The sequence below is a fragment of the Streptomyces sp. CCM_MD2014 genome, from assembly GCF_000772045.1.
Taxonomy (GTDB): Bacteria; Actinomycetota; Actinomycetes; order Streptomycetales; family Streptomycetaceae; genus Streptomyces; species Streptomyces salinarius.
On the sequence record NZ_CP009754.1, the window covers coordinates 366,495 to 389,537 of the forward strand.

The 23,043-nt window shown below is 73.4% G+C and carries 21 protein-coding genes; 7 read left to right on the plus strand and 14 right to left on the minus strand.

The window, feature by feature from the left end; genetic code table 11:
* Window positions 1-31: 31 nt before the first annotated feature.
* The 6 genes from NI25_RS01660 to NI25_RS01685 all read right to left on the minus strand — a co-directional run bounded on the left by NI25_RS01660 (window position 32) and on the right by NI25_RS01685 (window position 7,618).
* Window positions 32-1,312, minus strand: coding sequence for a TRAP transporter large permease subunit (locus tag NI25_RS01660; protein WP_061440693.1), 1,281 nt, complete (start codon window positions 1,310-1,312; stop codon window positions 32-34).
* Between the two features lie 3 nt (window positions 1,313-1,315).
* Entirely contained in the window at window positions 1,316-1,930 is a 615-nt protein-coding gene (locus tag NI25_RS01665) for a hypothetical protein (RefSeq protein ID WP_061440694.1), read from the minus strand.
* Window positions 1,927-4,056: a hydantoinase/oxoprolinase family protein gene (locus NI25_RS01670; protein WP_061440695.1), complete on the minus strand. Its 2,130-nt coding sequence runs from the start codon at window positions 4,054-4,056 to the stop codon at window positions 1,927-1,929. Before NI25_RS01670 ends, NI25_RS01665 begins: the two co-directional genes overlap by 4 nt.
* Before the next feature lie 101 nt (window positions 4,057-4,157).
* Window positions 4,158-5,756: an FAD-dependent oxidoreductase gene (locus tag NI25_RS01675; protein WP_061440696.1), complete on the minus strand. Its 1,599-nt coding sequence runs from the start codon at window positions 5,754-5,756 to the stop codon at window positions 4,158-4,160.
* Between the two features lie 38 nt (window positions 5,757-5,794).
* Window positions 5,795-6,922 (minus strand): LacI family DNA-binding transcriptional regulator, encoded by a 1,128-nt coding sequence (locus NI25_RS01680; RefSeq protein ID WP_061446701.1) that lies wholly within the window; start codon window positions 6,920-6,922, stop codon window positions 5,795-5,797.
* A 174-nt stretch (window positions 6,923-7,096) separates the two neighbouring features.
* Window positions 7,097-7,618, minus strand: a complete 522-nt coding sequence (locus NI25_RS01685; protein WP_061440697.1) for a GNAT family N-acetyltransferase — start codon at window positions 7,616-7,618, stop codon at window positions 7,097-7,099.
* A 327-nt stretch (window positions 7,619-7,945) separates the two neighbouring features.
* On the opposite strand from NI25_RS01685, the gene NI25_RS01695 reads away from it, so the two are divergent.
* On the plus strand, window positions 7,946-8,530 hold the full coding sequence (locus NI25_RS01695) for a sigma-70 family RNA polymerase sigma factor (protein WP_061440699.1): 585 nt from the start codon (window positions 7,946-7,948) through the stop codon (window positions 8,528-8,530).
* Window positions 8,530-9,285: an anti-sigma factor gene (locus tag NI25_RS01700; protein WP_061440700.1), complete on the plus strand. Its 756-nt coding sequence runs from the start codon at window positions 8,530-8,532 to the stop codon at window positions 9,283-9,285. Before NI25_RS01695 ends, NI25_RS01700 begins: the two co-directional genes overlap by 1 nt.
* 38 nt (window positions 9,286-9,323) lie before the next feature.
* Here the strand turns inward: NI25_RS01700 and NI25_RS01705 are convergent, their stop codons facing one another.
* The 5 genes from NI25_RS01705 to NI25_RS01725 are packed head-to-tail and all read right to left on the minus strand — an operon-like array spanning window position 9,324 to window position 14,743.
* Window positions 9,324-10,139 (minus strand): DUF1295 domain-containing protein, encoded by an 816-nt coding sequence (locus NI25_RS01705; protein ID WP_061440701.1) that lies wholly within the window; start codon window positions 10,137-10,139, stop codon window positions 9,324-9,326.
* Window positions 10,136-11,440, minus strand: coding sequence for an SAM-dependent methyltransferase (locus tag NI25_RS01710; RefSeq protein ID WP_061440702.1), 1,305 nt, complete (start codon window positions 11,438-11,440; stop codon window positions 10,136-10,138). Before NI25_RS01710 ends, NI25_RS01705 begins: the two co-directional genes overlap by 4 nt.
* Window positions 11,437-12,723 carry an SAM-dependent methyltransferase gene (locus tag NI25_RS01715; RefSeq protein WP_061440703.1) on the minus strand — a complete coding sequence of 429 codons (1,287 nt, stop codon included), beginning with the start codon at window positions 12,721-12,723 and terminating at the stop codon, window positions 11,437-11,439. The genes NI25_RS01710 and NI25_RS01715 overlap by 4 nt, the downstream gene beginning before the upstream one ends.
* Entirely contained in the window at window positions 12,720-13,463 is a 744-nt protein-coding gene (locus NI25_RS01720; RefSeq protein ID WP_061440704.1) for a DUF1365 domain-containing protein, read from the minus strand. The genes NI25_RS01715 and NI25_RS01720 overlap by 4 nt, the downstream gene beginning before the upstream one ends.
* Complete coding sequence (locus NI25_RS01725; RefSeq protein WP_061440705.1) at window positions 13,460-14,743, minus strand: NAD(P)/FAD-dependent oxidoreductase; 1,284 nt, start codon at window positions 14,741-14,743, stop codon at window positions 13,460-13,462. The genes NI25_RS01720 and NI25_RS01725 overlap by 4 nt, the downstream gene beginning before the upstream one ends.
* Window positions 14,744-14,916: 173 nt before the next feature.
* Here NI25_RS01725 and NI25_RS01730 point away from each other — a divergent pair, with 173 nt between their 5' ends.
* From NI25_RS01730 to NI25_RS01740, 3 genes are all read left to right on the plus strand, one after another.
* Window positions 14,917-15,678: an alpha/beta fold hydrolase gene (locus NI25_RS01730; RefSeq protein ID WP_061440706.1), complete on the plus strand. Its 762-nt coding sequence runs from the start codon at window positions 14,917-14,919 to the stop codon at window positions 15,676-15,678.
* Window positions 15,679-15,880: 202 nt separating this feature from the next.
* Window positions 15,881-17,515, plus strand: coding sequence for a ribosomal protection-like ABC-F family protein (gene abc-f / locus NI25_RS01735; protein WP_061440707.1), 1,635 nt, complete (start codon window positions 15,881-15,883; stop codon window positions 17,513-17,515).
* 84 nt (window positions 17,516-17,599) lie between these two features.
* Complete coding sequence (locus NI25_RS01740; protein ID WP_061440708.1) at window positions 17,600-18,055, plus strand: flavodoxin family protein; 456 nt, start codon at window positions 17,600-17,602, stop codon at window positions 18,053-18,055.
* An 86-nt stretch (window positions 18,056-18,141) separates the two neighbouring features.
* Here NI25_RS01740 and NI25_RS01745 read toward each other — a convergent pair whose 3' ends face one another.
* Window positions 18,142-18,504 carry a helix-turn-helix transcriptional regulator gene (locus tag NI25_RS01745; RefSeq protein ID WP_061440709.1) on the minus strand — a complete coding sequence of 121 codons (363 nt, stop codon included), beginning with the start codon at window positions 18,502-18,504 and terminating at the stop codon, window positions 18,142-18,144.
* A gap of 103 nt (window positions 18,505-18,607) precedes the next feature.
* Here NI25_RS01745 and NI25_RS01750 point away from each other — a divergent pair, with 103 nt between their 5' ends.
* Window positions 18,608-18,991 carry an STAS domain-containing protein gene (locus tag NI25_RS01750; protein WP_061440710.1) on the plus strand — a complete coding sequence of 128 codons (384 nt, stop codon included), beginning with the start codon at window positions 18,608-18,610 and terminating at the stop codon, window positions 18,989-18,991.
* 1,169 nt (window positions 18,992-20,160) lie between these two features.
* Window positions 20,161-21,345 carry an AAA family ATPase gene (locus NI25_RS01755; RefSeq protein WP_061446702.1) on the plus strand — a complete coding sequence of 395 codons (1,185 nt, stop codon included), beginning with the start codon at window positions 20,161-20,163 and terminating at the stop codon, window positions 21,343-21,345.
* Window positions 21,346-21,981: 636 nt separating this feature from the next.
* On the opposite strand, the gene NI25_RS01760 is transcribed toward NI25_RS01755, so the two are convergent.
* Window positions 21,982-22,224, minus strand: a complete 243-nt coding sequence (locus tag NI25_RS01760; protein WP_061440711.1) for a DUF5133 domain-containing protein — start codon at window positions 22,222-22,224, stop codon at window positions 21,982-21,984.
* A 184-nt stretch (window positions 22,225-22,408) separates the two neighbouring features.
* A complete protein-coding gene (locus tag NI25_RS01765; RefSeq protein ID WP_078884478.1) occupies window positions 22,409-22,792 on the minus strand; it encodes an STAS domain-containing protein in 384 nt (127 codons plus the stop codon).
* Window positions 22,793-23,043 lie beyond the last annotated feature (251 nt).

Sequence of the window (23,043 nt, forward strand, 5' to 3'; positions counted from 1 at the left end):
GACTCCTGGGAGAGGCTGGGAGAGGGGGATGTCACAGGTAGAGGGCGGCGGTGACGCACATGCCGCCGAGGGCGACCAGCCACACGTAGGGCAGGGTGCGGACCATGACCTGCTGCGGGCTGACGCCCGCGTACTGCGCGGCCCACACGGTCTGGGTGCTGGTCGGGTCGGCGACGCCGAAGACCTGGTTGTACGAGGTGGCCATGCCGAGGACGGCGACGGCCGGGTAGATGCCGGTGGCGATCAGGACGCCCGCGATGCCCGCGCCGAGCCCGAACACGTTGAGCGGCCCGCGGTACAGGCACAGCGGCACCAGCACGGTGAAGACGACGACGAACAGCACCGGGTTCTGCGGGCTGACCGCCTTCATCAGCGGCTCGAGCGCGTCCACCGCGCCGGGCAGTTTGACGGCCGCGAGCAGTATGCCGATGGCCACGAACAGGGCGAGCGGCGGCGCGGCCACCTCGAAGCCGCCGTACAGGGTGCGCAGCAGGCGCTTGTTCATCTCGCCGGGCCGGGTGGTGGTGACCAGCGCGTAGAGCACGCCGGCCAGCATCGAGGGGATGATGGCCACTTCCAGGCCGAGGGCCAGGACGAGCGGGACCACCGGGGCGAGCAGCGCGTACCAGGGCGCGTCGCCGAGCCGTTCGCGGCGTGAGGACGGGCGGGCGGAGACCGACGTGAGGGACCAGGCGTGCTCGGTGCCGCGCCGCCGGTTCTCGACGACGACGTAGGCGACGGCGGCGACCAGGGCGAAGGGGAAAAGCTTCACCATGAAGCCGCGGACGGTGTCGACGGGCAGGTCGAGAGCGGTGGAGAAGAACTGCCACACCGGCAGTTCGAAGGGGACCCCGACCGCGATGCCCATCAGCACCGTGCCCGCGGCGGTCACCTTGGGCACGCCGACCGCGACCATCGCGGGGATGCCGATGATGCCGGCCAGCATCGCGGCCGGCGCGGAGCCGGTGACGGTGCCGACGAGCGCCGAGACGGCGAGGACGCCGAGGGCGACGACGGTGGGGCGGTCGCCGCCGAACTCGACGATCTTGCGGACGAGGGTGCCGGCGATGCCGGTCTCGTCGAGCAGTCTGCCGAGCCAGGAGCCGAGGATGATGGCGACCATCGTCGCCGCGAGCGCCGGGGCGCCCTCCTGGAGCACCGTGTCCAGGACGCTGTTCTCGCCGGTCAGGGGCGCGCCGGAGAGGAAGGCGATGACCACGGCCAGCAGCACCAGCGCGAACGCGGTGGGCAGCTTGCGGGTGAGCATCGCGGCGACGCCGGCCGCCATGACGAGGAGGATGACGACACCCATGGGTCAGTTCTCTCTTCTTGCGTCACGTGCGGGTGGTGGGGTGGACGTGCCCTCGGCCTCGGCGGCCAGGGCGGCGGTCAGCAGCAGGGGGCTGCGCCCGAGCCCGCAGACGGTGCGGGCGTAGGCGTGGGCGGCCACCTCCTCGGCGCCGGCGACATGGCCGGGTACGCGCAGCCGGCCCAGGCGCAGGGCGCTGTGGCCGAGGGCGTGCCTCAGGGCGGCCTTCGCGCGGCCGTGGTGGAGGTGGACGTGCACCGCCTCGTGGGCGAGGGCGGCCGCCCGCACGGAGCCGGGCGGGTACCAGTCGCGCCAGCCGCGGGCGTCGACGACCCGTTCGGCGAGCGCGAGGGTGTCGGTGAACAGCTCCACCGTGGGCGGTCTGGAGGTGTAGCGGGCGAGCAGCCCCCGCTCCAGACCGCCGTCGCGCTCCACGACCCTCGCCTCGCAGCCGACGGGCGCGAGCGCGGCGCCGAACGCGTCGGCCGCCCGCGCCCACCGGCGCAGCAGCTCCGGGTCGCGGTGCTCGTGGGTCGGGGTGGCGGCCAGCAGCCGTACGGCCCAGCCGATGTCGTCGGTGTCGGCGAGACCGTCCGTCACCGGGGCCCGGGACGCGCTCATTCCCGCACCTCCAGTACGGCGACCACCGGTTCGTCGGCGGCGCGGGAGCGCAGTTCGCTGCGCGCGAGGGCGAGCAGCGGCTGCGGGTCGAGGACGCCGGAGAGGTCGGCGATGCGGGAGCCGAGCAGCAGCCGCACGGCGGGGGCGCGGACGCCTCCGTCGCCGTAGGAGGTGTGCTCGGCGACCAGCTTGGCCAGCACCTCGGGGGCGGCGGCGACGGTGGTCGCCTCGACCCGGGCGTCCGGCGCGTGGTGGCGCACGACCCCGTCGGCGTCGACGACCCGCACCGGGTGGCGGACCGGCCGGAAACGGCGGTGGACCTCGGTGCCGTAGACGGTGTGGGCCGGGGTGCCCGCCAGGACCTGCACCTTCGACGGGTCGGTCCTGAGGCTGGCGGCGGCCAGCCGCAGACGCTCGGCGTCGTCGGTGCGGTGGGCCCGGTCCTGGGTGCGCAGTTCGGTGGCGCCGGTGGCGACGGCGCGTACGACGTTGGTCTGCGGGTCGACGGTGACCTCGACCTCGACGCCGTCGGCGGCGGCGCCCTGTGCGACCACGGCGCGCTCTGCCTCGGCGCGGACGGCGAGGATCTGCTCCTGGGTGGCACCCGGCACGATCCGCTCGACCTGTTCGCGGACCAGGGCGAGGGCGACGCCGATGGGGCTGATGACCTCGTTGTGCCGTGCGATGCGGCCGGTCATGTCGGTGCGGGCCGCCAGGTGCGGAGTGACGGAGGCGGCACCGCCGCCCCCGCCGACCAGGACGGCGGCGTCGGTGTCCAGCCGGTACTCGCGTACGAGGTCGTCCACGACGGACTTCACCTGGTCGGTGCCGGCGTCCAGGAGCCTGGTGGCGGCGGTGTCCACGTCCGTGCCGAGGGCGGCGGCGAGCGGGGCCAGCGCGGCGCGGGCGGTGGCGGGGTCGGCGTGGGCGAAGTCCCCCTCGGGGACGCGGCCGAGCGCGTTGGCGGCGCACGTCATGGTGAGGGCGAACCGGCCGCCGGCCGCGTCGAGCACGGCGTAGTCGGCGGGGTCGCCGGGCAGCGGGCTGACGGTGGTCAGCTCGGCGTCCCGCAGGTCGGCCGGGTCGGCGTAACAGGCGTACGGCAGCCCGGCGATGTGCGCGCTGCGCGGCCCGGTGCCGGTGACCCGGCCGCCGGAGACCCGCACCATGGAGCCGCCGCCGACGCCGACGGTGCGGACGTCCAGGGCGTTGAGGTAGGAGGTCCGGCCGAGCAGCACGGCGTGCCGTACCGCGACCTTGCCGCGCTTGACGACGCTGATGTCGGTCGAGGTGCCCCCGGTCTCCAGGAACACGCCCTCGCTGACGCGTTCCTGCATCAGCGCGCCGGCGACCCCGGCGGCCGGTCCGGACAGCACGGTCAGCAGGGGCCTGCGGCGCATCTCGTCCAGGGACATCACTCCCCCGTCGCAGCGCATCACCATCAGCGGGGCGGTGACACCGGCCTTGGTGATGGAGGCGTCGACGAGGTCGGCGGTGGCCAGCATGCGCGGCAGGATCGCCGCGTTGACGACGGCGGTGCGGGTGCGCTTGCGCAGACCGTACAGGGATGTGATCTCGTGCGCCGCGGTGGTCGGCAGGCCGGTGGCGCGGGCCGCGTCGGCGACCGCCTCCTCGCCCTCGGGCCGGTCGACGCCGAAGGGTTCGCTGGCGACCAGGGCCTTCGCTCCGGCGGCGGTGAGCTGTTCGACGGCGGCCCGTACGGCGGGGGCGTCCTCGGGGTCGGGCACGTGGGCGTAGTGCAGCGGGAGCCGTGTGCCGGGGGTGAGTTCGAGCTTGGCGAGGGTGGCGAGCCTGCGGGTGAAGTACGTCCCGGCGCCGGTCCCGATGCCCAGCAGGCCGACGGTGGCGACGTCGCCCTCCAGCAGGGCGTTGGTAGCCTGGGTCGTGCCGTGTGCCAGGAAGGCCACGTCGGCGGGTGCGTGTCCGGTCTGCGTCAGCAGCCGGTCGAGCGCCTCGACGATGCCGTGCGCGACACCGTCCTCGTGATGGTGGCTCGTGGGGACCTTCACCTGGCCCACGAGTCGGAGCGTCGTGGCGTCGACCGCCACGGCGTCGGTGAAGGTTCCGCCCACGTCGATGCCGACGCGGATGCGGTGGGTGGTCATGTCCGGGCACCTCCTTGTGCTGGGTCGGTCCGCGCGCGGGCGGTCACCGGGCGGGGCAGGTGGTGCTGCCCCGCCCGAACTCGCACCCCACGCGGGGTCGTTCAGTAGCCCCTGACGTCGGGCCAGTGACGCTGTACGCCGTCGCGGTCGAGCACCCTGGCGAACTCCTCGAACCTCTTGTCCTCGGACTGCACCTGGTGCGGCTCGACGTCCTCGGCGAGGCAGTGGGCGGCGAGGGCGCCGGCGACCTCGCCGACGTTCCACTCCACCGGGTGCAGGCGGTAGCAGCCGTTGGTGATGTGGGTGGTGCCGAGGTTCTTGCCGGCCGGCAGCAGGTTGCGCACCCGGCGCGGGACGAGCGCGCCGAGCGGTATCTCGAAGGGGACGGAGCCGATGTCGATGTAACCGTCGCCGCCGGTGGAGGGGTGCAGGTCGATGCGGTAGTTGCCGACGCCCACGGAGTCGCGGTGGCGGGTGCGGCCGTAGGGGCCGAGCAGGTCGATGGAGACGTCGTGCTCGGTGACGGTGGTGACGGCCTTGATCCGGCGGGACTCGCGGACGTAGGCCGCCTTGGCGAGGCCGTCCGCGGTACCGGTCACGTCGGGGCGCGGGCGCAGCCCGGGGAAGCCGGTGCCGCCGTCGGTGCGGGGCGCCTCGGTCTGGAGCCAGTAGAGCACCGACAGGGACAACTGCCGCGCCTCGCGCAGGGCTTCGGCCTCCTGGCCGATGTAGGGCCTCAGCCAGTAGTCGTTGAGCGGCCAGTTGACGAGGGTGATGTCTGAGTCGAAGGCGCCGTCGGTGTGCAGCTTGCGGGCGAGGATGCGGCGGAAGCCCCACAGCTCCTTGTCGCCCGCGTCCGCGCTCTGGTCGGCGCTGACGGCCAGGGGGTCGAGGTCGGGGTTGGGTTCGAAGGTGCGCGGCACCGGTTCCAGGGTGCGCGGGTCGGGGGCCTCGAAGCCGAGCAGCGGTCCCGGCCAGAAGTCGGGCTTGTAGTCGCGCCAGAAGTCGTAGTCGGCGGGACGGTCGATGGTGTGGTCCTCGCGCTCGTGGTGGGAGAGGGCGAAGCAGACGGTGATGCCCTGCTGGTTGCCCGGCTGCGCCAGGTCGGGGGCGTGCGGCTCGTCGAACTCTGCCCGGGACTCGGCGCCGTTGACGTGCTCGACCCCGGCGAGGTGGAGCAGTTCGCCGGTCTCGGTGGCGTCCAGCACGTAGCGGGCGGGGACGGTGCGCCGGGTGCCGTCGCGGAGGTCCTCCAGGGTGACGGCGCGTACGACATCGTTGTCGGCCTCGGCGGCCACCGGCCGGTGCTCGGTGAGAACGGTGAGCCGTCCGGCTGCGCGGTGCGGGGCGAGCATGCCCTCCAGGACGGCGAGGGCGACGCGCGGCTCGTGGCAGAGCTTGCTGACCCGGCCGGCGCCCGGGTTGAGGTCGGTGAGGGCGGCGGCCTCGGCGCGCAGCGGGTACCACTGGCGGTAGTACTGTCGGATGCCCTCGCGCAGTCGCCGGTAGGCGGCCGTGGTGCCGAACTGTTCGACCCACGGGTGCTCGTCGGGCGGTACGGCCTGGCTGGTGAGCTGGCCGCCGATCCAGTCCGTCTCCTCGGTCAGGACGACGCTGCGGCCGGCCCGGCAGGCGGCGAGCGCCGCGGCGACGCCGCCGAGGCCGCCGCCGACGACGAGGATGTCGGGTTCCGGTATCACGCTGCTGCTCCTTAGGTGGTGCGGTGGGTGTGGTCGGTTCAGGACGACGGGTGTGGGGTTCGGGGGCTGGGCGGTGGACCCGCGGTCGCGCCCGGTCTGAAGGCGCAGGCGACGAGGGTCCCTTCGGCGGGCCCGCCCGCGATGCGGGAGGCGAGCAGCCGCACGGCCTCGGCGCCCAGCGCGGGGCGCGGGATGTCGAAGCCCATCGGCGCGGGTTCGTCCGCGAGGTCGGCGGGCGGGCTGCCGAGCAGCGCGAGCGACACCTCGCCGGGACAGTCCAGGCCCGCCGCGTCGACGGCGGCACGCAGGGCCCGCCAGGCGGCACCGGTGTCGGTCTCCTCGGCGACGAAGGCGGTGACGCCCTCGGCCACCCAGGCGCGGACCCGCTCGGCGGTGAGGTCGTGGCGCGGATCCCCGGACCGGTACACGGCGTCGGAGCCCGCGGGCAGTCCGCTGTCCGCGAGCCCGTCGAGGAAGCCGCGTTCGCGGTCGGTGGAGGCGGGGGCGTCGTCGTCCTCGCGGACGAGGAGGACGCGCCGGTGGCCGAGCCCGGCGAGCGCGGCGACGACCTCGCGGCTGGCGCTCACGTAGTCGGCGCCCACCCAGGCGAGGCCCTCCGGTTCGTCGCGCCGGCCGACGTGGACGACGGGGAAGTCGTCGGCGACCAGTCGGCGCAGTTCGTCCGCGGGGGCGTGGCGGCCCAGGAAGAGGCAGCCGTCCGCCAGCCGTACGCGGCTGAGCGCGCCGCCCCCGGCGCCCGCTCCCCCGGTGCTCGACCCGGTGAACAGCACTAGGTCGTAGCCCTGCGCGGCGGCCTCCTGCTCCACGCCGACGAGGAACGGGTAGTACGAGTGCCGGACGTCGGTCGGGAAGGTCGCGGTGAAGCTGAAGACGCCGAGCAGATTGTTGCGGGCGGCGGCGAGCCGGCTGGCGGCCGGGTCGGGGACATAGCCGAGGCTGTGGGCGGCGTCCAGGACCTTCGCGCGGGTCTCCGCCGAGATCGGCCGGCCCGTCGCGAGATCGCGTCCGGACAGCACCAGGGACACCGTCGCCTGCGAGACACCCGCGAGCCTGGCCACCTCCGCCTGCCTGGGCCGGGCCCGGCGGCCGGCCGGCGCGGGGGCCCTCCCCGGCCTGGCACGCCCTGCGGCTTCCTTCGCCACCACCACTCCTCTCCGTCGCTCCCTCGCCCGGTCGCACCGTGGCGAGGTGTTAATGCGCATTACCTAATGCGCATTAACGAGTAATCTGAAGGACCGCGGGCGTCGGGTCAAGGGGTTGCGCGGAGGAAATGCCGGGTGGCGGCGGAAGAGACGCCCGCCGCCACCCGGCCTGCCGGATCAGATGCCGAACGGCGCCGCGTACCGGACGGTGCCCGCGGGCAGCGGGTGGGCGGCGTCCAGGGTGAGGGCCATCAGGGCCTCGTCCGGGACGTCGATGGTCAGCCCGATGCCGTGGGCGGAGGCCCTGCCGAAGCCGAAGCGGGGGTAGTACTCGGGGTGCCCGAGGACGACGACGTGGTGTTCGCCGAGGCGCTCGGCCGCCAGGAGCGCGGCCCGGACGGCGGCCCCGCCGGCACCGGTCCTCTGGTGCTCGGGCCGGACGGCGACGGGGGCCAGACACAGCGCGGGACTGTCCCCGATGTGGCAGCGGGTCAGCAGGGCGTGGCCGACCGGGCGGTCGGCGTCGTCCACCGCGACGAGGGACAGGCCCTCGATCCACGCCCCGGTGTCGGCGCGCAGCGCGTCGACGAGGGCGGCTTCCTCCGGCGTGGGGAAGGCGGCCCGGACGATCTCACGGATGACGGGGACGTCGGCGCCGGTCTCGGCGCGGGTGTTCCAGGAAGAACGGGAAAAGGACATGGCGGAATGAGGATCCGTTTCTGAGGTTGCGTTCGTGGGAGGCGGGGTCAGGCCGCCGCTCGGGACGCGAGGGAGACCGCGAGGGACATCCGGGCATCGCGAAGGACGGCGTCGAGCACGGTCATCAACCTCACCTCCCTGTCTTCCCGCTCCTGTGGAGCCCGATCGAACGCGAACGGCGTCAGTGTACCCGGGTCGCCCGTGGGAAGGTGGGCGTCGGGCGGGATCACCGCGACTTCCGGGAGCCCGGGACCAATCCGCAGGCCGCGCGGCCCCGGATTACGCGGGGACATCCCCGCCCGTCGCACATCCTTTGGAGCGCCCGTCGTGAAGGAAGCCGTACACATCGGCAGAAATCCATCCGCCCAGCCCGATCTGCAGCAGCTGATCCGTGAGGTGGCCCTGGGCGACCAGGACTCCTTCGCCGCCGTGTACGACGCGGTCGCGGGGCCCGTGCTCGGGGTCGCCCGGGCGGTGCTGCGCGACCAGGCCCAGTCGGAGGAGGTGGCGCAGGAGGTGCTGGTCGAGGTGTGGCGCACGGCGCCCCGCTACCGGCCGGAGCGCGGCACGGTGGTCAACTGGATCCTGACCCTGGCCCACCGGCGGGCCGTGGACCGGGTGCGGTCGGTGGAGGCCGCCGCGGCCCGGGACCACAAGGCCGCCCTGCTCGACCGGACGCCCGAGTACGACGAGGTGACCGAACAGGTCGAGACCCGGCTGGAGCGGGAGCAGGTGCGGCGCTGTCTGCGCACCCTGACCGAGATCCAGCGCCAGTCCGTGACCCTCGCCTACTACCGCGGCCTGACCTACCGGCAGGTGGCCGAGGCGCTCGCGCTGCCGCTCGGCACGGTCAAGACACGGCTGCGAGACGGTCTCATCCGGCTCCGCGACTGCCTGGGGGTGAGCGCGTGATGCGCACCGAGGACCTGCACAGCCTGACGGGCGCCTACGCCCTGCACGCCCTGTCCGACGACGAGCGGGACGCCTTCGAACGCCATCTGGCGGACTGCGCCGACTGTGCCCGGGAGACCAGGGAGTTCGCCGCCGCGACGGCCCGGCTGGGGCTGGCCGCGACGGTGGTGCCCGGCACCGCGCTCAGGGAACGGGTGCTGCACCGCATCACCGCCGTGCGCCAGGTCCCGCCGGGTGGCGGCACCGTGGAGAAGGCCGCGCGCCGCGTCGTGCCCCGGCGGCGCGGACTGGCCCGCTGGGCGCTGGCCGCCTGCCTGGCCGCGGCGGTGGGGCTCGGCGGCACGGCGGTGTGGCAGTACGAGCGGGCGCAGGACGCCGGGGAGCGGGCCGCGCAGGCCGAGCGGCGGGCCGAGACCCTCGCCGGGGTGCTGGCCGCGCCGGACGCCGAGTCGCGTACGGCACGGCTGGCCGACGGTGCGAGCGGGACGCTGGTCGTCTCCGAGCGTCAGGACCGGGCGGTCTTCCTGGCCTCGGGCCTGGCGGAACCGCCGCGGGGCAAGGTCTACCAGCTCTGGTTCGACGACCACGGCACGATGCGCCCGGCCGGCCTGATGGACCCCGGCGACACCAGCCAGGCGGTGCTGATGGAGGGGGCCGTCGGCGGTGCGGCGGGCGTGGGCATCACGGTCGAGCCGGCCGGCGGCTCGAAGCAGCCGACGTCGGACCCGATCGCGCTGCTGGGCATGCCGGCCTGACGGGGGCGAGGGCCGCGGCCCTCGCCCCCTGCCGAGTCCTACCGGGACCGGCGCGGCGGACGCGGGAGGAAGCCGCTGGTGCGCGCCGCGTACGCGGCCCATCCCGGCCGGTCCGCCATGCGTCGCTCCACCAGCCGCTTCCCGCTGCCGCCGATCAGCAGGTACGTCATCGCCAGCGGGGAGACGACGGACACCGTGGCGGCGGCGAGGCCCGCGTCGCAGGCGACCAGGAACAGGCCCCACCAGACGCAGAAGTCACCGAAGTAGTTGGGGTGCCGGGTCCAGCCCCACAGTCCGCGGTCCATGAGGCGGCCCCGGTTGGCCGGGTCCGCCTTGAACCGGGCCAACTGGGCGTCCCCGACGGCCTCGAAGGCCAGCCCCACCGCCCACACGACCGTTCCGGCCCAGGCCAGGACCGACAGCGGTCCCGGCCCGTACGCGGCGGTCTGCACCGGCAGCGACACCAGCCACACCAGGGCACCCTGGAGCAGGTAGACCATGCGCAGGGCGTACAGGTTCCGGTTGCCGGGGGCCCTGGCGAGCATCGCGTCGTAGCGCGGGTCCTCGCCGTGCCCCCGGCCGCGCCGCGCGATGTGCGCGGCCAGCCGCAGGCCCCATACGACGGTCAGGACCTCCACCAGCGTCCGGCGGCCCGCGTCGCCCTCCCCGGCCGCCGCCGCGACCACGCACGTCACGAGGGCGACGGCGGCGAAGCCGAGGCCCCAGGCCACGTCCACGACCCGGTGCACGCCCCTGCGCACGGCGACGGCGAAGGTGGCCAGCATGACGGCGAACGCGGTCGCCGCCGCCCAGCCGAGGCCCACGGCGAACGCGCCCCACGGGAAGCCGCTCACGGGCGGTCCAGCCGCTCGTACCACTCCCCCGGGGTCGCGGGCATGCCGCTGACGCCCTCGGCGGTGGGCCGGACGCCCAGGATCTGGTCGACGCCCATCCGCCGCTGCTCGAAGGCGAGTGCCCCGCCCACCAGGTACAGCCGCCACACCCGTGCGGTCTCCTCGCCGACCAGCGCGACGAACTCGTCCCAGCGCTCCTCCAGGGTGCGTTCCCAGGCGGCGACCGTGCGGACGTAGTGCTCGCGCAGCGACTCGACGTGCCGCACCTCGAGACCGGCGTCCTCCAGGAGCTGGACCGTCTCGCCGAGCGGCCGCATGTGCATGTCGGGCGCGATGTACGCCTCGATGAAGGCGCCGCCGCCGGGCGCGTTGCGCCCCCGGGACATCTGCTGCACCAGGACGCGTCCCCCGGGACGGACCCTGCGGTGCAGGGCGGCGGCGAAGGCCGGGTACTCGGCGTCCCCCACGTGCTCGCCCATCTCGACGGTGCAGACGGCGTCGTAGTCCCCGCCCGTGATGTCGCGGTAGTCCTGGCGGACGACCTCCACGCGGTCCTCCAGGCCGCGCTCCCGCACCTGTTCGCGGACGTACGCCGCCTGCTCCGCGGCGAGGGTGACGGCGGTGACCTTCGCCTTGTGCCGTTCGGCCGCGTACAGGGTGAGCGACCCCCACCCGCAGCCGATGTCGAGCAGACGGGAACCGGCGGCGAGGCCCAGTTTGCGGCAGATCAGCTCCAGCTTGGCCCGCTGTGCGTCGGCGGCGTCGGCGTACGTGTCCTGCCACACTCCGCACGAGTAGGCCATGGTCTCGTCGAGGAGGAGGCGGTAGAAGTCGTTGGAGAGGTCGTAGTGGTGGCTGATGGCGGCGCGGTCGCGGGACTTGGTGTGCAGGCCGCCGCGCAGCCGGGCCTGGGAGCCGGGCGTCGCGGGACGCGGACCGACGGCGCCGAGGCGGACGGCGGTGCCGGCCGCACGGGCCCGGTCGGCGAGGGAGAGGCGGGGCGGGTGCACCCGGCGTTCGCGGGCGGCCGCCCACATCCGGCGCAGGCCGTCGGCCAGGTCGCCGTCGACGTCCAGTTCGCCCGTGACGTAGGCCTGCGCCAGGCCCAGTTCGCCGGGCCGCCAGCACAGGCGGCGCAGGGCGCGCCGGGAGCGGACGACGACCACGGGGCCGTCGGCGGGGCCGGTCTCGGATCCGTCCCAGGCGCGCAGCCGGACGGGGAGCGGGCCGCCGAGCGCGCCCTCGACGAGCGCGGCGAGCCGGTGGGCGGCGCCGGGCCTGGTGGAGCGGACGGTGCTCATCGGGCGGGGCCCTCCTTGGTGAACAGGTACTGCTGGACGTCGAGATAGGCGGCGCGGAAGCCGGCCTCGGAGTAGGCGAGGTAGAAGGTCCACAGGCGCCGGAAGGTCTCGTCGAATCCGAGGGCGTCCACTTCCGCGGCGGAGTCGGTGAACCGCTCGCGCCACAGCCGCAGGGTCTCGGCGTAGTGCGCGCCGAAGGCGTCGCGGCGGGCGACGCGCAGGCCGGTGTGGTCGCGGACCGTCGTCTCCATCGCCTCGGTGGAGGGGATCAGGCCGCCGGGGAAGACGTACTTCTGGATCCAGGTGTGGGTGTGGCGGGCGGCGAGCATGCGGTCGTGCGGCATGGTGATGGCCTGGAGGGCGACCCGGCCTCCGGGGGCGAGGCGCTCGTCGAGGGTGCGGAAGTAGACCGGCCAGAACTCGGCGCCGACGGCCTCGATCATCTCGACGCTGACGATCGCGTCGTAGGTGCCGTTCTCCTCGCGGTAGTCGCGCAGTTCCACCCGGACACGGTCGGCGAGGCCCGCCTCGTGGGCGCGTTCGAGCGCACGGTCGCGCTGTTCGCGGGAGAGGGTGAGGGAGGTGACGTCGGCGCCGCGCGCGGCGGCGCGCAGGGCGAGTTCGCCCCAGCCGGTGCCGATCTCCAGGAGCCGGGTGCCGTCGCCGACCCCGGCGAGGTCGAGCAGCCGGTCGATCTTGCGGTGCTGGGCGGCGGCGAGGGACTCGCGGCGGGCCGGGAAGACGGGGAAGACGGCGGACGAGTAGCTGAGGGTGTCGTCCAGGAAGAGGGCGAACAGGTCGTTGGACAGGTCGTAGTGGCTGCTGATGTTGTCCCGGGCACCCTCGGGCGTGTTGCGCAGGGCGGCGGGCCGGCGCTGGTGCCACAGGCCGCGCAGCCGCTGGAGCGGGGCGGGTACCAGTCGCGCGGCGTTGGCGGCGAGCACGGTGAGCGCTCCGACCAGGTCCGGGGCGTCCCACTCACGGGCCATGTAGGACTCGCCGAAGCCGATGAGGCCCTGGGCGCCGATCCGCCCGTGGAAGGCGTCCGGGTCGTGGACCTCCACCAGCGGACCGCCGAGGCCCACGGTGTCGCCGTCGGCGAACCTGACCCGCAGCGGCAGCCGGTGCAGGGCGCGGCGCACGACGGCGGCCGCGGTGACGCGGCGGACGCGGGAGGCCCGGGGCGGGGCTGCGACGTCGGGCCAGCGGCGCGGGTCGACGGGGGTGACGCGGCCTTCCGGGGCCGGGGTCGCGGCGGCGGGGCGTGGGTGGGTTGCGGTCATGTGGCCTTCTCCGTGGTGCGGTGACTCGGGCGCGGCTGGACGGGCAGGCCGCGCAGGTAGAGGCGGATGCCGTGGCGGCGGATGCCGGCCGACACCGCGAGGGTCGACAGGGGGTGCCGCACGGCCAGTCGCAGGAGGGCGGCGGGCGTCGCCTCGCGCCGGGTGCCCCGTACCGTCGCGGTGAACGGCCGGGCGCCGGGCCGGTCCAGGCGTACGGTCAGGTCGAGGCGGTCCGCGGGCAGCGGGAGGCGCATGCGGTAGGCGCCGTCGACGGGGAAGAACGGGGAGACGTAGAAGTCCTTGTCGACGTGCGCGACGCCCGCCTCGTCGGGGTGCAGCAGGTAGGTGTGGCGTTCGCCGTAGGTGTTGTGCACCTCGGCGACCACGCAGCGGGGTGTGCCGTCCGGGTCGTGACACCAGTACAGGGTCAGCGGGTTGAAGACGTACCCGAGGACGCGGGCGTGGGTGAGCATCAGCACCCGGCCGCCCGCCAGGTCGACCCCGCGGGAGGCGAGGAAGCGCTCCAGGCCGGCCCGCAGCGAGGGGGCGTCGCCGGTGAAGTGGTCGCGGGCCCGGAAGCCCGCCAACGGGCGTAGCGGGCGAGGCGGTTCGGGGAGGTGGTCGAGGTCGACGAGCCACATGTAGGTGCGGTGGCGCAGGGTGTACCGGACGGGATCGAGGCGTATGTGCCCGATCTCGCAGGGGTAGAGGCCGGGGCGTGCCGTCGGGGCGGGGGTCACCAGGTCACTCCGAGCGCCGCGGCGGCCTCCGCCCCGGAGCGGCAGCCGTCCTCGTGGAACCCCCAGCCGTGGTAGGCGCCGGCGTAGGCCGTGACCGGGGTGCGCAGTTCGGGCAGACGGCGCTGGGCGGCCACCGACTCGGGCGTGTAGACGGGGTGTTCGTAGGTCATGCGGGCCAGCACCCGGCCGGGGTCGACGCGGTCCTCGCCGCCGAGCGTGACGACGTGGGTGTCTGCGGCGTCGAGGCGCTGCAGCCGGTTCATGTCGTAGCTGACCCGGACCCGGTCGGCGCCCGCGTCGCAGGCCGGCATGAGGTAGTTCCAGGAGGACCGGGCTCCGCGCGAGCGCGGCAGCAGGGCCGTGTCCGTGTGCAGCAGGGTGGCGTTGCGCAAGTACCGGAAGGCGCCGAGGACGTCCTTCTCGTCGGGCGTCGGGTCGGCCAGCAGCTCCAGTGCCTGGTCCGGGTGGACGGCGACCACGAGGTGGTCGTAGGTGTCGGTGGTGCCGTCGGCGGCGGTGACGTCCACGCCGCCCGCGTGCCGGGCCACCGAGCGGACCGGGGTGGCGGTGCGCACGTCGGGCAGCCGCTCGGCGATCCGGTCGACGTAGGAACGGGAGCCGCCGGTGACCGTGCGCCACACCGGGGAGCCGCCGACGGCGAGCATGCCGTGGTGGTGCAGGAAGCGGAACAGGTAGGCGGCCGGGTAGCGCAGGGCGGTGGCGGCGTCACAGGACCAGACGGCGGACACCACGGGTGTCATGAAGTGGGCGCGGAAGTACGGCGAGAAGTCCTCGCGGTCCAGGAACTCGCCCAGGGTCAGCGTCTGTTCGGCGGCGTTCCCGGCGAGCAGTCGGCGGGCGGCGCGGTGGAAGCGGGGCACCTGGGCGAGCATGCGCAGGTAGGGGCCGTTGAGGGCGTTGCGCGGGCGGGCGAGCAGTCCGGCGGGGCCGCGGGCGCCGGCGTACTCCAGGCCGCAGCCCTCGCACCGCACCGACATGCTCATCTCCGACTCCTGGGTGGCCACGCCGAGTTCGCCGAAGAGGCGCAGCAGGTTCGGGTAGGTGCGGCGGTTGTGCACGATGAAGCCCGAGTCGACCCGGTGAACCCGGCCGTCGGACGCCGTCAGCTCGTGGGTGTGGGCGTGCCCGCCGAGGCGGTCGTCGGCCTCGTAGAGGGTGACGCGGTGCTCGCGGCCCAGCACGTACGCGGCGGTCAGACCCGCCACTCCGCTGCCGACGACGGCGGTGCGGCGTGCGGCCTCCCCTGACGCTCGCGGCATGTCCCTGCTCCTCCACCCCACGGTGATCAACGCTTGCGTGGGTAATCCGGAGCCGCGGGCCGGGCGGATTGGAGCAGGTTGCGGACGGCTGGGAGGACCAACCAGTCCGGGAGCGGCGCGGCAACGGATCATCCGAGACGGGCAGGGCACGGCAGCGAGGGAAGGGGACCGACATGAGCGCTGAGGACGATCCGTCGACGGGTGGGGCGCTTCGGGTGCGGCGCCGGCCGGCGCGGCCCCGCGCGGCGGTGCTGGTGCTGCACGGCGGCCGGGCGGAGAGCCGGGGCACCGCACGGCCCTGGCAGCTCGCGGCGCTGCGCATGCACCCGTTCCTGCGGGCACTGGAGGCGGCTACCGGTCGCGACGACGTGTTCCTCGGCCAGGTGCGCTACCGCAGCCGCGGCTGGAACGGCGCCGCCGCGGAGCCGCTGCGGGACACCCGGCGCGCCCTCGCGGAGCTGCGCGGCCTCGTCGGTGACGTGCCGGTGGTCCTGCTCGGCCACTCCTTGGGCGGCCGGGCGGCCCTGCGCGCGGCGGACGCCGACCGGGTGCGCGGTGTCGTGGCCCTCGCGCCCTGGTGCCCGCCGGGCGAGCCCGTCGCCCAGCTGCGGGGCCGGGACGTGCTCGTCCTGCACGGCGACCGCGACCGCGTCACCGACCCCGCCGAGTCGGCGGCGTACGTCGTGCGGGCCCGCGCCGCCGGGGCCCGGGCGGGCATGCTGCTCGTGGCGAACGGCGACCACGCCATGCTCCGCCACCCCACCCGGTGGCACCGCACCGCGACCGCGGCCGTCGGCCACCTGCTGGCCCCGGAGACGGCGCCCTGCGAGCCGTTCGTCCGGGCCCTGGCCGCGGCCGAGCCTCCGGTGCTCCGCACGGCACGGCGCACCCCGTCCGGCCCGGCACCCGGACCGGTGCGGGAGCCCGGCTGTTAGGCTGGTGGAATCGTTGATCGTGCGGTGAGGAGTGGCGGACATGGTGGGTGACGACGACATCTCCGGGTGAGATCCGGTTCCGGTAGGCCGCAGCGGGCGTTTGTGAGCGCCGTCGCAGTGGCCCCTTCGTCGTTCCCTTTCCCTGTCTTCCGCTCCGGGCAGAGGTCTGTCTCCTGCCCCTCATCCCCACGAGGTCGTCTCCATGTCCGACGCAGTCCTGCGCTGCTCCCAGCTGTCCTTCTCCTGGCCCGACGACACCCCCGTCTTCGAGGACCTGTCGTTCACCGTGGGCGCGGGCCGTACGGGTCTCGTGGCCCCCAACGGGGCCGGCAAGTCCACCCTGCTGAAACTGATCGCCGGTGAGCTGCGGCCCACCGCGGGCTCCGTGACGGTCTCCGGCGTCCTCGGCCATCTGCCGCAGACCCTCCCCCTGACGGGCGGCCTCACCGTGGCCGAGGTCCTCGGCGTCGACGCCGTGATCCGGGCCATCGACGCCGTGGAGTCCGGTGACGTGGCCGAGGAGCACTTCACCACGATCGGCGACGACTGGGACATCGAGGAACGCACCCGTGCCCAGCTCGACCGCCTGGGCCTGGGCCATCTCGCCCTGGACCGGCGGCTGAGCACGCTGAGCGGTGGGCAGATCGTCTCCCTCGGGCTCGCCGCCCAACTGCTGAAGCGGCCCGACGTGCTCCTCCTCGACGAGCCCACCAACAACCTCGACGCGGACGCCCGCGGCAGGCTCCAGGACGTGCTCACGGACTACAACGGCTGCCTGCTGCTGGTCAGCCACGACCGCGAGCTGCTCGACCGCATGGAGCGCATCGCCGAACTGGACCGTGGCGAACTGCGCTTCCACGGCGGAAACTTCACCGCGTACGAGGAGGCGGTCCGTGCCGAGCAGGAGGTCGCCGAGAAGAACGTCCGCAACGCCGAGCAGGAGCTGAAGCGGGAGAAGCGGGAACTGCAGCAGGCCCGGGAGCGTGCCGACCGCCGCGCGAGCAACGCCGCCCGCAACCTCAAGAACGCCGGGCTGCCCCGCATCTTCGCGGGCAACATGAAGCGCGGGGCCCAGGAGTCCGCGGGACGGGCGGGTCAGACCCACGCCAACCGGGTGGGCGAGGCGAAGGCACGGCTGGACGAGGCGGAGCGTTCGCTGCGGGAGGAACAGCGCATCGCGCTGGACCTGCCGGAGACCGACGTCCCCGCAGGACGCACCCTGTTCCTCGGTGAGCGGCTCCGGATCCGGCTCGGCGAGCGGGAGGTGTTCGCCGGAGCGGGCGTCGACCTGACGGTCCGGGGGCCCGAGCGGATCGCGCTGACCGGGGCCAACGGCGCGGGCAAGAGCACGCTGCTGCGACTCCTGAACGGTGACCTGGATCCGGAGAGCGGCGACATCCGGCGCGCCGACGGGCGCGTCGCCTACCTCTCGCAGCGGCTCGACCTGCTGGACGAGGAGCGCACCGTCGCCGAGAACTTCGCCGCGTACGCCCCGCACCGGCCGGAGGCCGAGCGGATGAACCTCCTCGCGCGCTTCCTCTTCCGGGGTGCCCGAGCCCATCTGCCCGTCGGCCTGCTCTCGGGCGGCGAGCGGCTGCGGGCCACGCTGGCCTGTGTGCTGTGCGCGGAGCCGGCCCCGCACCTGCTGCTCCTGGACGAGCCGACGAACAACCTCGACCTGGTCGGCGTGGGCCAGCTGGAGAGCGCCCTGAACTCCTACCGGGGTGCGTTCGTGGTCGTCAGTCACGACCGGCGGTTCCTGCGCGAGATCGGCGTCGACCGCTGGCTGCGGCTGGCCGACGGCGAGCTGGCGGAGACGGGGGCACCCGAGGAGTAGGGGGGGGCGTCGGCGGGGATGCGGCCTCGCGGGCGCCATCGTGTCCGTTTGCGGTCGGGGGGTGCCGGGCGGCAGGCTGCCGGTGTGGCCACTTTGCTGATCGTGCATCACACGCCGTCGCCGAACTGTCAGGCGATGCTGGAATCCGTCGTGTCCGGGGCGACCGCGCCCGAGATCGAAGGGGTGCGGGTGGTCCGGCGGGCGGCCCTGGCGGCCACGGCCGTCGACGTGCTGGAGGCGGACGGTTTCCTGCTGGGCACCCCGGCCAACCTGGGCTACATGTCGGGTGCGCTCAAGCACTTCTTCGACCAGGTCTACTACCCCTGCCTGGACGAGACGCGTGGCCGCCCGTTCGGTTACTGGGTGCACGGGGGCAGCGACACCACGGGCGCGGTGCGCGGCATCGAGTCGGTCACGACCGGTCTCGGCTGGCAGCGTGCGGCCCCCGCGGTGAGCGTGGCCGGTGAGCCCGGCAAGGCCGACCTGGAGGCCTGCTGGGAGCTGGGGGCCACGCTCGCCGCCGGTCTGATGGACGACTGAGCCCGCCGGGGCGGCCGCTCGCAGCCGCTCCCAGGAGCTGTTCGGGCGATCGTGCGTGTTCCGGCCCGGGCGGCACGGCCCCCTCGCTATCGCGCGCCGCTGGCACCGGTCAGGCGGGATGCGTGGCCGGCGGGACCGTGTGCGCGGTCGGTCTCGTCCTGTACGAGCAGGGAGAGGAGCGAGGCCACGGTCAGGCCCGCCTCCGCGGGGTGGCGCAGGACCTTGTCCGGCTGGATGCGGTAGGTGTTGGTACGTCCGTCACGGGTGTGCGAGAGGTACTCGTCCTGCTCCAGGTCGGAAATGATCCGCTGGACCGCGCGCTCGGTGAGCCGGCAGCGGGCGGCGATGTCACGGATCCGGACGTTCGGATTGTCGGCGATGGCGGCCAGCACGCGCGCGTGGTTGGTGACGAACGTCCATCCGGTGTGAGATCCAGGCACTTCTACCATGCACGGCATTCTAGGGACCCCCTTTGCGCGACACACGATGCATGACATACTTTTCGCGCAACAGGCGACATGATTCGTTCGGGAGCCAGAGGAGGGGCCTGAGGTGTCTGTGGACACAGCGGTGGCGAGGGACCCGATGAGCGTCGGCGGGAGCCGAGTGCAGGTCCTGGACGAGGCCACGGTGGTGCAGTACGAACGGTGCGGCGCGTGGGTGGTCAGCCCGCGAGGCCCTTACGACATGTCCACGATCACGCAGCTGGCGGACGCGCTGGACACTGCGGCCAAGGAGCATCCGAAGGTGGTCCTCGACGCCTCCGGCATCACCTTCGCGGACTCGGCGCTGCTGAACCTGCTGATCCTCACCCACCAGGCAGCCGAGTTCCGCGTGGCCGCACCCCCGCGGCAACTGAGGAGGCTGCTGCAGCTCACCGCGGTCGACACCGTCCTGAAGATAAGGGAAACGGTGGACGATGCCGCTGCCTGCTAGGGACGTCCCGCGCCCACCACGGCGTGGCTGGACATCGTCGTGATCCTTCCAGCAGAGAAGAAGCATGCTCCGCCTCACCGAGGACGCGATCTTCGACGGCTCCGGTGAAGCTGTTCGTGACGATCGGGGCACGTAACCGTTCCCCGTCGCCCGCCGCAACGGCACCGTCGACCTGCTCGTCGCCGCTGGTGCGCGGGAAGATCGCCCGCATCTCCTGGGTGGTTGCCGCCCTGCTGACGGCGTTCGGCACGTTCCCCCCGGCCGCCGTCGCGATCCTCGTGCCGACCGGCGGGGTGCCCTTGGTGGTCCTGCCCTGGTCGTGGCGCACAGAGCGGCAGCGCAACACCTGTCCGGCCGGTCGCGGCGGGGCGCCCCATAGCGACAGTCGGCGAGCCGGGACCGGCCTGCCTCAGCGCCGGCCTGCGGTGTTCGTGTCAGCTCTCCTCGGCATCGGAGCCGGCTGTGGAACGAGCGCTTGGGGTTCGGACGGTCAAGCGCTTCGCGGGCCTTGCCGTGGGAGTCGGGATGCCTGTACTCCAAGGCTCGCCGATAGGCCCCTTGGGCGCTCTTTCGATCCCCCATCCGCTCCAGCAGCCGTCCCAGGCTGACCGCTGCGATAGGCGCACATTCCGGGTCGCCCCGTTTCAGGGCCTCTTGACAGGCAGCACGAGCTCCCTCCGGATCACCCCGCTCCCCCAGCACACCGGACGCGTCGGACTGTGACGGCCCCGGCCCGGTCCCGCCCCCTCCGCCCGACTGACGGCGGCCTTCACGACACGGCGCGTACCGCGTACGCCCTGCGCGCGGCCGTGAGAACGGTCCGCGACAGGCTGCCGCGTACCCCTTGCGTGGGGGCGGCCTACCTCCATGTCGGGGCGTGAAGACGACGGTTGAGCCAGACTGAGCGGGCAGAGACCGCGGAGAAAGCCGGGTTGCGTCCTGCGTGTACTGATCGACGCAGTCCTCTGGTCCTCCAGAGGGCGGCGGTGCTCGGCGCCTGGTCCTGCTCCTCGTGGGGCGTTTCGCGTGCGCGCCGAAATCCGTCGACAGGTACGTGCGCGACGGAGAGAATCCGGGACCATGGTCTTCGTCATCGGGTCCGTGCCTCGAGGGCTCACCGCGCCTCGCGCGGATCTGGCGGCAAACCGGTGAGGAGTGCTGTGTTCCCCGTGTTGTGGCTCTGCGGCCCGCCAGGAGTCGGTAAGACCACGGTCGCCTGGGAAATGTACTCGCGCCTCGTGCGGGCCGGGATCGCGAGCGGCTTCGTCGACATCGACCAGTTGGGGATCTGCTACCCGGAGCCTGTGGGAGATCCAGGGCGGCACCGTATGAAGGCGCACAACGTCGATGCGGTGGTGGCCGGTTTCCGGGCGGCCGGAGCGCGGTGTCTCATCGTCTCGGGTGTCGTCGATGCCGCCCGTGGAGTGCACGTCGATCTGATGCGGCAGGCCGCGGTGACGGTCTGCCTCCTGCGCGCCGACCGGGAGGTGCTTCGGCAGCGGTTCACCGGTCGCGGGGGACCTGCCGGGTTGGTCGAGGAGCTGCTGCGGGAAGCCGACGCCCTGGACGCCGCCACCTTCGCGGACACCTGTGTCGACACGAGCGATCTGCCGGTGAATGAGGTGGCGCGGCATGTCGAGGAGCGAACCGGCGGATGGCCCGCCTCGGCTCTGGGCCGGTCGTGCGACGTGGCCGAGCCGTCCGTGGTCACCGCTGCGGGCGGGAACTCGGCCTTGTCACAGACGGAGCCTTCCGCCGAACTTCCGGTTCTGTGGCTGTGCGGCGTGACCGGCGTCGGCAAGTCGACGGTCGGCTTCCAGGTCTACCAGAGGGTCCTGGGCACTGGTGCCACCGCCGCGTATCTCGATCTCGACCAGCTCGGCTTCTGCCGCCCGGCTCCGGACGATCCCGGCAATCACCGGGTCAAGGCCCGCAATCTGGCTGCGGTGTGGCGGTCTTATCGTGCCGCCGGGGCCCGGTGCCTGATCATGTCCGGTCCCGTCGAGGACGAGGCCACGGTCAAGGCGTACACCGACGCGATTCCTGCTGCCGAGCTCACGCTGTGTCGTCTGCACGCCGGACGGCAGCACTTGACGGAACGCATCATGTCCCGCGGGCAGGGCGGCAGTTGGCCTCAACCGGGCGACCCGTTGCGCGGGCAGTCCGTCTCGTTCCTGCTCCGCGTCGCCGACCAGGCGGTGACATCGGCAGCCGTCCTGGAAGATGCCGGGATCGGTGATCTGCGCATCGACACCGACGGACGTACCGTCGAGCAGGTGGCCGACGCGATCACCGTCGATGCCGCGTCCTCGCTGTGCCGGGTCGGCGCATCGGACACCTCGTCGGGAGGCTAACCCGGACAGGCCCGGGCGATCCTGCCAGGCCCCGCCATCGGGTGTGGCACGGTGTCGTGCCCGCCCATCGCTCGCATCCAGCTCCTCGCCGCCCCGCTGCTGGCGCCCGTGCTGGAGGTCTCCGGTCCCGCCGACCTCACCCCGGCTCAGGGGGCGTGCGTCGTGGGACTCGCCTCGGGCGACGATGTCGGCACATCCGGCGCGCCGGGCGGGTACTCACACGGCCCTCCGGCTCGGTCGGCGACCGCCGCGCCGACGGCGCGCTCCGGTGACGTACTCGGACCGGCCCCGCGCTTCTTCGGTGACGGTCTGCTCATCGGGGCCCCAGTCGGGGGCCAGGAAGAGGTTCCGCCACTGTGGTGCCGGGATGCCGGGGTCCGGCCTGCTGCTCGCCTCGGTACGCCGCCGAAGCCGGGTGTCGCCCATGTCTGTCTCACTTCCTCATGTGCTCGGGTCGCCGCCGCTCCGGCACCGTCTGCGACTCGCCGTCACCTACGGGGCACTCGCCCACGGCCCGTCGGACCGCGGCCCGGCCGGTTTCTGACGCTCACCCGACTGGGATTGACGTGGTGCCATCGCCCAGTCACTCGGCTGCGTCGCCGGGGGCGGTGGGAGAGCCGGGTGGCCGTCACCGGCTCATGCGGCCAGGGTCTCGTCCTCCACGGAGACGGTGACGCGTCCGGCGTACTGTTCAAGCAGCGTGTCCGCCGTGCGCAGGGCCTGTTCCGCGGTGCGGGCCCCGGTCAGCACGCACAGCGTGTACGTGGCGTCCTCGAGGATCCTGCTCGTGGAGCCGGTGGGACACACGTCGTGGTCGATGCGCGCCTGGGCGAACCGAGCCAGCACCGTGCGCAGTTCCCTCTCTGCCGGAAGGATCATGGATGTCTTTCCTCTCCCCTCGCAAGTCCTTCCTCCGGCACGGCCGGCCGTGCCACGGGGAAGTGACTGTTCTCCATGACGCCTGACGGCCACGGATCCAAGCCGGGAGCGTCAGGCAGAACATCGGATGCCCTGTATCCGCGTCTCCAAGCGACACGGCTCGCGTTCGGTCGGGGCCCCGTGGTCAGTAGTCGCTAGCGGCCTCCTCCACCGTCGCCCCCAGCTTCAGGACGGTGTCGACGCCGGTGATGTGCAAGAGCCGCTGAACCTGCCGCGTCGGCGCGGCCACCCGGAAGTCGGTCGCCTGGTGGGTGAGGATCAGCAGATTCAGCAGGGTGGAGTCGGCGAAGGCGATGCCGGAGGCGTCCAGGACCACCCTCGGGAATTCCTTGGTCGCGGCTTCCAGTGCGACGGCCAACGGCTCGATCGAGTGCATGTCGTACGAGCCCCGAGCGCAGACGACCCCGGCTCCGTGCAGCTCGTACTGCGCCTGTGTGGGTCGGTCCGTGACCGGGAGCCGGCCCTGGCCGGTGTGCGAGCACGCTGCGACCGCTTCGTCCAAAGACACTCTCGAGCCTCCTCCGTCTCACCCTGGACGGAACACGTCACCTTTAGCGCGAAAAGTATGTCATGCATTTGCCGTCACGCAAAGACGGTCCCACGACTGTGCGTGCGGGCCACTGGCCGACGCCGGGTCAGGACGGCGAGCACCGGCACCCCATCGATCCCGGCACCCCCTCGCGTCCGCACCAGTGACATTGCGCGACACATGTGTCACGTATAAAGTGTCTGCTAAAAGTAGTCCCTAGGATGCTGCGT

Bases quoted from the DNA above. Each gene is read 5' to 3' on its own strand.
- NI25_RS01660 (WP_061440693.1), bottom strand. From the start codon at position 1,312: ATGGGTGTCGTCATCCTCCTCGTCATGGCGGCCGGCGTCGCCGCGATG.
- NI25_RS01665 (WP_061440694.1), bottom strand. From the start codon at position 1,930: ATGAGCGCGTCCCGGGCCCCGGTGACGGACGGTCTCGCCGACACCGAC.
- NI25_RS01670 (WP_061440695.1), bottom strand. From the start codon at position 4,056: ATGACCACCCACCGCATCCGCGTCGGCATCGACGTGGGCGGAACCTTC.
- NI25_RS01685 (WP_061440697.1), bottom strand. From the start codon at position 7,618: ATGTCCTTTTCCCGTTCTTCCTGGAACACCCGCGCCGAGACCGGCGCC.
- NI25_RS01700 (WP_061440700.1), top strand. From the start codon at position 8,530: ATGCGCACCGAGGACCTGCACAGCCTGACGGGCGCCTACGCCCTGCAC.
- NI25_RS01710 (WP_061440702.1), bottom strand. From the start codon at position 11,440: ATGAGCACCGTCCGCTCCACCAGGCCCGGCGCCGCCCACCGGCTCGCC.
- NI25_RS01715 (WP_061440703.1), bottom strand. From the start codon at position 12,723: ATGACCGCAACCCACCCACGCCCCGCCGCCGCGACCCCGGCCCCGGAA.
- NI25_RS01725 (WP_061440705.1), bottom strand. From the start codon at position 14,743: ATGCCGCGAGCGTCAGGGGAGGCCGCACGCCGCACCGCCGTCGTCGGC.
- NI25_RS01730 (WP_061440706.1), top strand. From the start codon at position 14,917: ATGAGCGCTGAGGACGATCCGTCGACGGGTGGGGCGCTTCGGGTGCGG.
- abc-f (WP_061440707.1), top strand. From the start codon at position 15,881: ATGTCCGACGCAGTCCTGCGCTGCTCCCAGCTGTCCTTCTCCTGGCCC.
- NI25_RS01745 (WP_061440709.1), bottom strand. From the start codon at position 18,504: ATGGTAGAAGTGCCTGGATCTCACACCGGATGGACGTTCGTCACCAAC.
- NI25_RS01760 (WP_061440711.1), bottom strand. From the start codon at position 22,224: ATGATCCTTCCGGCAGAGAGGGAACTGCGCACGGTGCTGGCTCGGTTC.